The sequence below is a fragment of the Bradyrhizobium sp. genome (genome assembly GCF_016462955.1).
Classification (GTDB): Bacteria; Pseudomonadota; Alphaproteobacteria; order Rhizobiales; family Xanthobacteraceae; genus Bradyrhizobium.
On record NZ_JAEMSD010000739.1, the window covers coordinates 1 to 2,144 of the forward strand.

1 protein-coding gene and 2 pseudogenes are annotated in these 2,144 nt (G+C 64.7%); 2 read left to right on the forward strand and 1 reads right to left on the reverse strand.

The genetic code is table 11. The features are described from left to right. Nucleotides 1–124 (forward strand): annotated as a pseudogene (locus JHD07_RS39925) (PilZ domain-containing protein); the annotation flags it as partial. Between the two features lie 226 nt (nucleotides 125–350). Here the strand turns inward: JHD07_RS39925 and JHD07_RS37650 are convergent. Further along, entirely contained in the window at nucleotides 351–1,646 is a 1,296-nt protein-coding gene (locus JHD07_RS37650) for a hemolysin family protein (protein ID WP_291631412.1), read from the reverse strand. Nucleotides 1,647–1,874: 228 nt separating this feature from the next. Between JHD07_RS37650 and JHD07_RS37655 the strand changes: the two are divergent. Beyond that, nucleotides 1,875–2,144, forward strand: a pseudogene (locus JHD07_RS37655) (methyl-accepting chemotaxis protein); the annotation flags it as partial.

The window sequence follows — 2,144 nt, forward strand, 5'->3', positions numbered from 1 at the left end:
CGACGTCACCAGCCCCATCGGCATCCCCGAGCATTTCACCTTGTTCGTCCAGGCCGACGGGACGCACCTGTCCTGCACCGTGGTCTGGCGCAAAGAAAAGCGCATCGGGGTGAGGTTCGGGTAAAGTAGGCGTTCATCGCGCACTTTCGCCTCAAATTCCGCTGTCATCCCGGGGCGCGACGACGTCGCGAGCCCGGGACCCATAACCCCAGGGAGACGTGCGACGCGAGCTGGCGGCTCCGAGTCGCCGTCAAACTCCTCCCTTTGGTTATGGGTCCCGGATCGGCGCGCGCTTTTGGCGCGCTTGTCCGGGACGACAGGTGAGACTGAGGCTTGCGCTATCGCTCAATTCATCCCGTCTCGACCTCGCTCAACCGGCTCGCCAAAATCTTGTCGATCCTCCGCCCGTCGAGGTCGATCACCTCGATGTGCCAACCGGCGAAATCGAAGGCGTCGCCGACATTGGGCAGCATGCTGAATTGTTGCAGCACCAGGCCTGCCACGGTGTTGTAGCGATGCGGCGGCAGCTCGATGCCGAGCAGATCGCCGAACTCGTCGGCCGGCATCCAGCCGGAGATCAGCAGCGAGCCGTCGTCGCGCCTGATGAAGGCCGGCTCGGGTGGTCCCTCTTCCGAATGGAAGGCTCCGACGATGGATTCGAGGATGTCGGCCGCCGTCACCATGCCTTCGAAGGCGCCGTATTCGTCGTAGACGAGACCGACGTGGACGGGCGCCGCTTTCAGGATGGTCAGCACGTCGCGTGCATCTGCCGATGCGGGGATGCCGGGTGCTTCGCGCACCAGCGCGCGTAGATCGGGCTCGCGCTCGTTCATATAGGCGACCAGCAGGTCCTTGGCCTGGAGCACGCCGATCGGCTTGTCGCGATCGCCGTCGGAAACGGGAAAGCGCGAATGCGGGCTGTTCGCGATGACGTCGCGGATGGCCTCCGCATCATCGTTCAAATCGATCTCGTCGACCTCCGTGCGCGGCGTCATGACCGCGCCGACGGGCCGGTCGCCGAGCCGCATCACGCCGGCGATCATCTCCTTCTCGCCGGGCTCGAGGACGCCCGCATTCTCGGCCTCGCTGACGAGGTGATGAATCTCGTCTTCCGAGACCTTCTCGTCGGCTTTGCCGCCGCGGCCGAGCAGCGTGAGGATCAGCTTGCCGGAGAGGTCGAGCAGAAACACCAGCGGCAGCGATACCTTCGCGAGCACGTGCATCGCGGGGGCGACCCGCACCGCGATGCTTTCAGGGTCGCGCAGCGCGACCTGTTTCGGCACCAGCTCGCCGACGATCAAGGTGGCATAGGTGATGAGCGTGACCACGATGCCGACGCCGACGATGTCGGCAAGTCCTTTGGATAGGCCGAGCTCGAGCAGCCATTGCGTCAGCCGCTGCCCCAGCGTCGCGCCCGAGAACGCGCCGGAGAGCACGCCGACGAGCGTGATGCCGATCTGCACCGTCGAGAGGAACTTGCCGGGGTCGGCCGCCAGCGTCAGCGCCCGCTCCGCGCCGCGCACCCCCTTGGCCGCGAGCAGCGACAGCCTCGCCGGACGCGACGAGACCACGGCGAGCTCGGACATGGAGAGCAGGCCGTTGATGACGATCAGCACGACGACGATAGCGAGTTCGAGTGAGAGCATTGAGGTTCCGGAGGTATGCCAGTGTGGCCGTTCGCACGGCAAGCCATGGATATAGGTATTGCATAAGGGACCGCTGCCGATTTCTTCCCGCCTGGATCCATGCGTTGCAGGTTTCCCGGCCCCCGCGACGACCTGACACTCCGCGGAACTACGGAGGTTGCTTAACGAGCCCTTAGTGGCCGCAGGCTAGGTTTCGACATTGCGGAAATTTATTCCAGGGGATTGAGCATGCGGATCGGGAAGCTTTTCGCGCTGTCGATGCTGACGGTGACGGTGTTTGCGGTCATCCTCGGCGCCGAGGTGCTGATACCGCAGGCGCGCATTTTCGCGAACCGCTCAGATGCGATCAAGACGGTCGATGCCTTCGGCGCGACGCTGATGGCAAGCCAGCACGTCGCCAGCCTTCGCGCTCCCTATATCGGACCGATCTTCCAGGAAGGCGCCGCGACCCAGGCGCAACTCGACGCTGCCACCAAGGCTGCGAAAGCGGCCGAGGCA